We start from the raw sequence: 8511 nt of genomic DNA, 5'->3' as shown, positions 1-8511 counted from the left end.
ATTAATTGAGGGAATGAATACCAAAATAAAGCTTATTAAAAGAATAAGTTATGGATTTACCAATTTTGAACATCTTCGACTTAAGCTGTTTGCTTGCTTTAATTCATAACAAAAATTAACACACGAAAACCAGAAGAGCCCGAATTTTTGCAGGTGATGGAAAACTATGCAACAGGGTTAGAATAATAAGGATACAATAACCATGCAGATTGATTTAACACAACACTTTGGGCAATATCTCAACCCTCAAGCGAGAAATATAGAAGAATATAAGGCGTTTTTAACTGTTGGGGAAATTGACAACAGGCTAAGGTGTTGTTAGTATATCCAACATGAAGGCTACCGCGCTCATTCGTCGTCGCGTCATCTTGGCCCCAGACGCATTCGCAGAAGTCACTGTCTGGCGTGTTCCCCAACCAGTTCTGCCATCGGAGCATCCTTACAAATATCGTCTCGCTTACATAGTCAACGGCAAATGTGTGTTGCGATATGATAACGAACGCGGTAAAGGCGATCACCGTCATTTCGATGGTGTGGAGTCTCTTTATGCTTTCTCTTCGCCAGACCAATTGATGGCCGACTTCAACTCTGACATTTTGAGGTGGAATTATGAACACGGTCGTTCTTGAAGTTCGCTCCTTGACTGACACCCTTGCCGATGCCGTTCAAGCGATGAAAACTGGTCGAGCAGAAAAAGAAGTTCGTATCAGTTTTGCTACCCCCGAACTTCTCTGGAAAGTTCTGACTGCCAAGCGGTGGGAACTCCTCAAAGCTATGTGCGGTGCTGGCCCCATTTCTATCCGTGAGGCGGCGAGGCGAGTACATCGGGATGTTAAAGCAGTACATGGAGATATTACGGCACTTTTAAATGTCGGTATTCTGAGCCGTGTAGCAGATGGGAGCGTAGAGTTCCCGTTTGAAGCGATCAAGGTTGAATTCATGTTGCAAGCCGTTTGATCGCTGGATTAGCAGCGATCGCGAATAAAGAGGACACATGAACCAAAAGTATTATCATTCTCTCGAAATTATTAAGGATACCCTAAGAATAAATTTTGAAAAGTATGGGTATCCTGCCAGCGATAGATTGAAAAATCGCGGCGATCTGACGTTAAAATTTTCCCATGCCCTAAGTTTTCAGCTAATACTACTAATGAAGCATCAGCTAGATCCATTGGTATATCTTCATAACGTTTCATAAGTTGTTGCATTCGTCTAACATGATTTGATTGTAATTCAAATACTTCAAAACCACCTGCTAAGAAATTTTGAATAAATAGCAGTTGAGCATGATTACCGAGACGAGTTAGCAATCGGTGACAACACACCAGGTTGTTATTAGGGGTTCTCGCAATCTTTGAATTACAAGCTGTGCTTGTTGATGATGATGATCTTGCTCATTGGCGAGGGCCAACCAGAAGCCTGTATCAACTATAATCATGTTTGGCTGACCATTCTTCCTTCAGGATAGTTTTATAATTAGTAGAAAGATCGGGCGAACCTTGTCCACACCCAATAAAACCGCTTTCTTTCAGCACTTTAAGAGCATCTGAGTTACGCGGGTGTAGTTTGGTATATTGTTGCTCAATAACTTGATTGAGCAGGGTAGTTATATCCTGATCGCTATGTTGTTGGATGTAGGCGAGTTTTTCCCTTTGTTCTTGGCTAAGATGGATGGTGATGTCCATAGTCTTTCTCCTTAATAATGTCTAAACTATGATTAGAATAATTGAACGATAAACTATGACTAGGTTATCCTTTGTCCTAGACAATCACGAATATTTATTGTATCACATTATAGCGTTTCTCACACCTGTGTGGCACAGTGAAACCTTTGCTGATTAAACTTTTCACCATCGACAATGTACCTCTTGCGAACAGGAAACGCTATATATCATAGGGTTGGTCTCTCAAAAAAAAATCACAGTCCATCACATAATCACATCAATCACAGTACAGACAATGATGGAAAACTATGCAACAGGGTTAGAAGAACAAGGAAATAATACTCCTGCGGCTTGGTTACGGGATATAAAGTATAGAATCTTGTTAAGTACCTAAGCAAAATTGATTACACATTTCGATAAAGCTTTTGCCTTTTGCCTCTTGCATGAGTGCCTATCCTAACCAAGAAATTAATTTTGCACGACTACTTATGTAGAAGTCTAAAGCATGATCTATATGATTATTTAATTGACTGTCATTCTAGCCTGACATATAATCATGGAAAGCTCAATCAGGAAAGTGAAAATGAGACAGGTACTTACAGCGAGAATTTTTCAAGAAGATAATTGGTTTGTTGCCCAATGTTTAGAGGTTGATGTTGCTAGTCAAGGGGAAACAGAAACCGAGGCGTTAAACAATTTACAAGAGGCTTTAGAATTACATTTTGAACCGCCTTGTGCGACAGTTATTCCCCGATTACAGAAGATAGAGGTAGAAATCAATGCCGCTTAAGCCTTTATCTTATCGTGAGATTAAACGCAAGTTGGAAGCGGCAGGGTTTGAAGTTGTTAGTCAAAAGGGGAGTCATGTTAAGTTTGCCAAGGATACTCCCGAAGGAAAAAGGACAACGATTGTTCCTTGTTATAAGGAGATAACAATCGGTACAATTGCCAGTATTTTAAGGCAAGCGGGATTAAGGGTTGATGAATTTGAGCGTTTATAGTTAATATCCTCTATAGCATTCTGTGTCATAATCGCCCTATATCAAGGGGACTCATCCTATCATAGAGTCATCCGCCAAAAAACATCACAGTTCATCACATAATCACATCAATCACAGTACAGACAATGAATGAACAACGCGCCCAAGCTTATATTAATTTAATTGAACAGTTGCTCACTTGTGCTGATGATGAGGAACGAACTAATATTCTGCAAGCAAATCAGGAATTGATTGATACCGAATTTTTGCAGGTGATGGAAAACTATGCAACGGGGTTAAAATAATAAGGATACAATAATAACCATGCAGATTGATTTAACACAAAACTTTGGGCAATATCTCAACCCTCAAGCGAGAAACATAGAAGAATATCAGGTGTTTTTGACTGTTGGGGACATTGACAACAGGCTAAGGTGTTGTTAGTATGTCCAACATGAAGGCTACCGCGATCATTTGTCGTCGCGTCATCTTGGCCCCAGACGCATTTGCAGAAGTCCCTGTCTGGCCTGTTCCCCAACCAGTTCTGCCATTGGAGCATCCTTACGTCATATACTTAAAAGTAGGATAAGAAATTGTTTAGAGAGTGATCCAAAACTTTAAAGATAAAGAAGCTCAAAAAGTTTTTGAACGTAAACATTCGCGTAAATTGCCATTAGATATCCAACAAGTGGCATTGCGAAAATTGCGGATGCTTAATCGTGCGGAAACCCTGCAAGATCTTCGTGTCCCACCAGCAAATCGATTGGAACGTCTGGTTGGTGACAGGGAAGGTCAATATAGCATTCGGGTTAACGATCAATGGCGAATTTGCTTTGTCTGGCAAAACGGTGATGCTCTAGACGTAGAAATCGTTGATTATCATTGAGGTAAAATAATGAATGAAGATAAACTAATGCCAATTCATCCCGGTGAGGTTCTTTTAGAGGAATTTATCAAGCCAATGAACCTTAGTCAGAATCAAATAGCTCTGGCTCTTGGAGTTCCCGAACAATATATTAACGAAATCGTTCACGGAAAGCAGCCTATCACAGCGGATATAGCTCTTCGGTTAGCTCGTTATTTTGATATGTCACCGCGATTTTGGCTGGGATTACAAATGGATTACGATCTGGACGTTGTTGAAGATGAAATAGGAGATCAATTGGACAAAGAAGTTGCTGTAATGACAGTTATTTGCGCAGAAAAGTAATTTGTTTGATATGTTCTAAGGCAGAAACTTGGAATATATCAAACAAATTTGGCAGCGACCCCCCTTGACAATCACGAATATTTATTGTATCACACTATATCATAAGGTCGCTCTCTCTCAAAAAAAATCACAGTTCATCACATAATCACATCAATCACAGTACAGACAATGAATGAACAACGCGCCCAAGCTTATGTTAATTTAATTGAACAGTTGCTCGCTTGTACTGATGATGAGGAACTCAATAAGATTCTGCAAGCAAATCAGGAATTAATTGACCCCCAATTCTTGCAGGTGATGGAAAACTAAGCAACATTGTTAGAACAACAAGGAAATAATGATCATGCGGACTTGGTTACGGAATATAGCGCAATGGTTGGGGCAGTTTCTCAAGCCTCAAGCGGGAAGTATAGAGGAATATGAGGGGTTTTTATTAGAAGTATTACAAGCAGAATATGAGAGTAATAGTGATCGTAGGGTGGTTTATCCTATCCTACAACGCCGTCAACATCTGTTAGATGATACTTTTACTCTACTGTTGCAACAATACGCTAGAAATGTCTTTTCTCAAGGGAATGCAGAACAAGTGGCAGGTATTGCCAAGGTGATTCAAAATTTATGTATTGATATTAAAAATTTTCCTTTGGGAAGTCGGGCTAATAATCTGGAAATTGCTATTACAGGCTATCACAGCCTGTTAAAATATACCCGTGAAGCCTTTCCTTATGAATGGGCAATAACACAAAATAATCTGGGGGTTGCTTATAGCTCTCGCATCAGGGGGGAAAGGGCTGATAATCTAGAGTTAACGATCGCAGCTTATAACCTGTCATTAGAAGTATATATCCGTGAAACCTTTCCTTATGAATGGGCAAGGTCACAAAATAATCTGGGTGCTGCTTATAGTGATCGCATCAGAGGAGAAAGGGCTGATAATCTAGAGTTAGCCATCGCAGCTTATAACCTGTCTTTAGAAGTATATACCCGTGAAGCATTTCCTTATGAATGGGCAAGGTCACAAAATAATCTGGGGATTGCTTATAGTGATCGCATCAGAGGGGAAAGGGCTGATAATCTAGAGTTAGCCATCGCAGCTTATAACCTGTCTTTAGAAGTATATACCCGTGAAGCCTTTCCTGAAGATTGGGCAAAGTCACAAAATAATCTGGGGATTGCTTATAGAGATCGCATCAGAGGGGAAAGGGCAGATAATCTAGAGTTAGCTATTGCAGCTTTAAACCTGTCATTAGAAGTATATACCCGTGATTCTTTCCCTTATGAATGGGCAAGGTCACAAAATAATCTGGGGTCTGCTTATCTAGATCGCATAAAAGGGGAAAAGGCTGATAATCTAGAGTTAGCCATCGCGGCTTTTAATCTGTCATTAGAAATATATACCCGTGAAGTTTTTCCTGAAGATTGGGCAAGGTCACAAAATAATCTGGGGATTGCTTATAGAGATCGCATCAGAGGGGAAAGGGCTGATAATCTAGAATTAGCCATCGCAGCTTCTAACCTGTCTTTAGAAGTAAGAACCCGTGAAGCCTTTCCTGAATATTGGGCAACGAGACAAAATAATCTGGGTGCTGCTTATCTAGATCGCATCAGAGGGGAAAAGGCAGATAATCTAGAGTTAGCTATTGCCGCTTATAACCTGTCCTTAGAAGTATATACCCGTGATGGCTTTCCTTATGAATGGGCAGGTACACAACATAATCTGGGGTCTGCTTATCTAGATCGCATCAGAGGGGAAAAGGGCCGTAATCTAGAGTTAGCCATCGAAGCTTATAAGCTGTCTTTAGAAGTAAGAACCCGTGAAGCCTTTCCTTATGAATGGGCAAGTACACAACATAATCTGGGTGCTGCTTATAGTCAACGCATCAGAGGGGAAAGGAACCGTAATCTAGAGTTAGCGATCGCAGCTTATAACCTGTCTTTAGAAGTATCTACCCGTGAAGCCTTTCCTTATGAATGGGCAAGGTCACAAAATAATCTGGGGAATGCTTATCTAGGTCGCATCAGAGGGGAAAGGGTAGATAATTTAGAGTTAGCTATTGCGGCTTATAACCTGTCATTGGAGGTCTATAGCCGTGATGCCTTTCCTGAAGATTGGGCAAGGACACAAAATAATCTGGGGTTAGCTTATAGTAATCGCATTCTTGAGGAAAGGGCAGATAATCCAGAGTTAGCAATTGCGGCTTATAAACTGTCTTTAAAAGTATATACCCCGACGGCTTTTCCTATAAACTGTTTAGGAACAGGACGAAACTTAGGACATACTGCTAACTTTATCGAAGACTGGGAAACGGCCATCAAAGGCTACAACTTAGCCATCGAAGCAGTAGAAAATACCCGACTCCAAGCCTTAAACCCCCAACGACAACAAGAAATTCTCTCCGAGGCAATGGATGTTTATCATGGCATTGTTCAATCCTATCTCAACCTCAATCAACCAGATCGCGCCTTAGAATACGTTGAACGCAGCAAAACCCGCTATTTAGTCCAATTGCTTACGGATCGAGATATCTATCCTAAAGGTAATATCCCCCAAACTATTATTACCGAATTAGATCGCCTCCGTCGTGCCATTATTGGGGAAGAACAACGGTTAGCCATCCAAGAACAAACCCGTAATCAGGGAGTAATTTTAACTCTAGATGAACAAAGACAACCCATCTTAAATGACTATACTCACCTCAATCATTTAAAACAAGAATTAAGTCAACTCATTGACCGTGAAATAACTCCCATAGACCCCACTTTTAGCTTAACTCAAAAGGTTGAAAGTATTCCTCTAAGTGAGATTCAATCCTTAATTGATCAAGATACTGCCATTTTAGAATGGTATATTTCAGGGGATAGTATTATGGCGTTTATTGTTACTTCCCAAGGATTAAACGTTTGGCAATCTTCAGCAGAAGATCGAGAAAAATTGATTAATTTTATTAAAAATTATCGTGATGCTTATGAAAATAATAAAACCGAGTGGATTAATAATCTTAATGATTGTTTAAATCAACTATCAGAAATTCTCCACATTGATGAACTTTTAGAACTGATTCCTAAATCTTGCTCTCGTCTCATCCTAATTCCCCATTGGTTTTTACATATTATTCCCCTTCATTGCCTACCCCTAAAAGATGGACAATTTCTCTATCAACGCTTTTCTAATGGTGTAGGATACGTTCCCAGTTGCCAACTTTTAAAACTGGTAAAATTATCACAGCGAGAAAACTTTACTCGTCTTTTTGCTATTAAAAATCCCACCAGAAAAGACCTAAAACCTCTCTTGGGTGCAAATCTAGAAATCGAGAGAATTAGTCAAGGATTTGCTGCAGAAAAAACCATTATTATTGGGGAATTAGAAGCATCAGAACAAACCCTAGAAAATCGTCGTCAAGAGTTACAAGCATCTCATTGTCTTCACTTTTCCTGTCATGGTAAATTTGATAATGAATCCCCTAGAGATTCCGCTTTAATGTTGGCAGATCCAGATGGTAACTTAGGAGAATTAGCTAACCTAACCCTAGCAGAAGTCTTTGAAAAATTTGACTTAAGAGAATGTCGTTTAGTCACTTTTTCTGCTTGTGAAAGTGGTATAATAGAAAGTAAAGCTGATAGTATTAGTGATGAATATGTGGGTTTACCCAGTGGTTTTCTATTTGCAGGTAGTTCTAGTGTTGTTAGCACCCTTTGGACAGTAGATCCCCTAGCAACCACGTTATTTATGGCTAAATTTTATCACGATCTTAAACGGATTTCTATCCGAGATGAAGGAAGTATCGCTATTGTTTTAAATCATACTCAAACTTGGTTAAGAACATTGAACAGTAAAAAATTAGCCAGAATTAAAAATAGTCAAAAATTCCAGCAATTACTCGATCAAGTCTTTGAGAGTAAACGGGATAGAAGAAAATTCCAAGACTTATTAGAAGCTGCGGTTAAACGTGAACCCTATCCCTTTGCTAATCCCTATTATTGGACTGCATTTATCGCTACAGGGGTTTAATCTATTGTTCTTTGAGAATACAATTAAGTTGAGGTATTCTCCCCCCTTTTTAAGGGGGGTTGGGGGGGATCACTTTGATTTAAGAATCAGGATAATTTTGACAAAATTTATCCAGTCCTTGATCCTGAATATAAACAGCAACTATAGCAGATAAAATTCCCGCGACTTGCGGAGGACACATCAAATATCCTACAATAATACCTGTTAAAGTAGGGATAAGTGCGGGTAAATATTTTTCTCGCAACTTCGGTTGACAAATAGAATCCCGACATTTATTAAGAACAATAACAAACCAACGAAAATCAGCATTATCTTCTACCCCTTCAATCCCGTTACGAGTGGCAATAGACTCAGCAGCATCTGCTAAATCTCCCTCCCATTCCTCAATAACATCAAGTGCAATTAAAGCGTTCTCATTGTCCGCAAATTCAATACGGTACTGAGCAATTTTTTCCGGTGTTAACTGCGTTGCGTCTGACATAATACCATCCTTAAAGCCAAAACCAATTTGGCTCTTCGTTACTCTTTATGCTAAATCAACATACAAGATGCCAAGACAACATACTTCTAACCCAAAAATTCCGAAAGTTTCTCAAGCCATAGGCTCTCCGTTTTATTAGTTTAAGTTTATTGTTGATTCCCTCGACC

13 protein-coding genes and 1 pseudogene are annotated in these 8511 nt (G+C 39.5%); 10 read left to right on the top strand and 4 right to left on the bottom strand.

Annotated features, from left to right (window positions below; all coding sequences use genetic code 11):
• The 3 genes from O9295_RS11715 to O9295_RS11705 all read left to right on the top strand — a co-directional run.
• Positions 1 to 109 (top strand): transposase (locus O9295_RS11715; RefSeq protein ID WP_287672724.1); only part of this gene is annotated, 109 nt, incomplete at its 5' end.
• Between the two features lie 223 nt (positions 110 to 332).
• Positions 333 to 629 (top strand): toxin-antitoxin system TumE family protein, encoded by a 297-nt coding sequence (locus tag O9295_RS11710; protein WP_002751505.1) that lies wholly within the window; start codon positions 333 to 335, stop codon positions 627 to 629.
• Positions 610 to 957, top strand: coding sequence for an HVO_A0114 family putative DNA-binding protein (locus O9295_RS11705; protein WP_002751511.1), 348 nt, complete (start codon positions 610 to 612; stop codon positions 955 to 957). The genes O9295_RS11710 and O9295_RS11705 overlap by 20 nt, the downstream gene beginning before the upstream one ends.
• Positions 958 to 1028: 71 nt before the next feature.
• On the opposite strand, the pseudogene O9295_RS11700 reads toward O9295_RS11705, so the two are convergent.
• Positions 1029 to 1438, bottom strand: a pseudogene (locus O9295_RS11700) (type II toxin-antitoxin system VapC family toxin).
• On the bottom strand, positions 1425 to 1685 hold the full coding sequence (locus tag O9295_RS11695; protein WP_002751499.1) for a hypothetical protein: 261 nt from the start codon (positions 1683 to 1685) through the stop codon (positions 1425 to 1427). Before O9295_RS11695 ends, O9295_RS11700 begins: the two are co-directional and overlap by 14 nt.
• A gap of 562 nt (positions 1686 to 2247) precedes the next feature.
• Here O9295_RS11695 and O9295_RS11690 point away from each other — a divergent pair.
• From O9295_RS11690 to O9295_RS11660, 7 genes are all read left to right on the top strand, one after another.
• The gene (locus O9295_RS11690; protein WP_002740815.1) at positions 2248 to 2454 is read left to right on the top strand and encodes a type II toxin-antitoxin system HicB family antitoxin; all 207 of its coding nucleotides are present in this window, start codon (positions 2248 to 2250) and stop codon (positions 2452 to 2454) included.
• Entirely contained in the window at positions 2444 to 2665 is a 222-nt protein-coding gene (locus O9295_RS11685) for a type II toxin-antitoxin system HicA family toxin (protein WP_288033043.1), read from the top strand. Before O9295_RS11690 ends, O9295_RS11685 begins: the two co-directional genes overlap by 11 nt.
• Positions 2666 to 2790: 125 nt before the next feature.
• A complete protein-coding gene (locus O9295_RS11680) occupies positions 2791 to 2949 on the top strand; it encodes a hypothetical protein (RefSeq protein ID WP_288033042.1) in 159 nt (52 codons plus the stop codon).
• Positions 2950 to 3248: 299 nt separating this feature from the next.
• Positions 3249 to 3530, top strand: coding sequence for a type II toxin-antitoxin system RelE/ParE family toxin (locus tag O9295_RS11675; RefSeq protein WP_002740810.1), 282 nt, complete (start codon positions 3249 to 3251; stop codon positions 3528 to 3530).
• A gap of 9 nt (positions 3531 to 3539) precedes the next feature.
• On the top strand, positions 3540 to 3854 hold the full coding sequence (locus O9295_RS11670) for a HigA family addiction module antitoxin (RefSeq protein ID WP_002798737.1): 315 nt from the start codon (positions 3540 to 3542) through the stop codon (positions 3852 to 3854).
• A 168-nt stretch (positions 3855 to 4022) separates the two neighbouring features.
• The gene (locus O9295_RS11665) at positions 4023 to 4163 is read left to right on the top strand and encodes a hypothetical protein (protein WP_288033041.1); all 141 of its coding nucleotides are present in this window, start codon (positions 4023 to 4025) and stop codon (positions 4161 to 4163) included.
• A 34-nt stretch (positions 4164 to 4197) separates the two neighbouring features.
• Entirely contained in the window at positions 4198 to 7863 is a 3666-nt protein-coding gene (locus tag O9295_RS11660; RefSeq protein ID WP_288033040.1) for a CHAT domain-containing protein, read from the top strand.
• Between the two features lie 79 nt (positions 7864 to 7942).
• Here O9295_RS11660 and O9295_RS11655 read toward each other — a convergent pair whose 3' ends face one another.
• Together O9295_RS11655 and O9295_RS11650 are read right to left on the bottom strand one after the other, a co-directional pair.
• Entirely contained in the window at positions 7943 to 8344 is a 402-nt protein-coding gene (locus O9295_RS11655; protein WP_002798731.1) for a hypothetical protein, read from the bottom strand.
• A gap of 55 nt (positions 8345 to 8399) precedes the next feature.
• Positions 8400 to 8511: transposase (locus O9295_RS11650; RefSeq protein WP_288025593.1), on the bottom strand; the 112-nt coding region annotated here is incomplete at its 5' end.

It is taken from the genome of Microcystis sp. LE18-22.4A (assembly GCF_027531105.1).
GTDB lineage: Bacteria > Cyanobacteriota > Cyanobacteriia > Cyanobacteriales > Microcystaceae > Microcystis > Microcystis aeruginosa.
Note: the sequence above shows the minus strand (reverse complement) of the source record. Positions and strands in the feature narration are given on the sequence as shown.